This is a genomic window from Microbulbifer okhotskensis, assembly GCF_023895975.1.
In the GTDB taxonomy this organism is placed as follows: domain Bacteria; phylum Pseudomonadota; class Gammaproteobacteria; order Pseudomonadales; family Cellvibrionaceae; genus Microbulbifer; species Microbulbifer okhotskensis.
Genome location: NZ_JALBWM010000478.1, coordinates 1 through 258, shown reverse-complemented (window position 1 = coordinate 258; position 258 = coordinate 1). Strand labels below are relative to the sequence as shown.

The window sequence follows — 258 nt, the reverse complement described above, 5'->3', positions numbered from 1 at the left end:
CGCCGGGCTCAACCGCAAACGGCAGGGGTTCGATTTGGGTAATCTGGCCGCTGGCAGTGTCCACCGCTTCGATCTGATACAGGCGCGCGGAGACGTTATCGCCACTCACCCAGCGCACCCGCCAGCGATGGGTGCGGGTATTGAGGCTGGCAATATCGTCCACCTGATAGGTGACTTTGGGCTCATCAGTATTAACGGCGGTAACGCTGGCGGATTGCCACAAGGGGTCCGCATTCACACCGCAACCGGTTTGCGTAT

General features: G+C 60.1%; 1 protein-coding gene. It reads right to left on the bottom strand.

What is annotated here, in order from left to right; genetic code table 11:
* The coding region (locus tag MO867_RS22990; protein ID WP_252473475.1) for a hypothetical protein at positions 1-258 on the bottom strand (258 nt) is incomplete at both ends.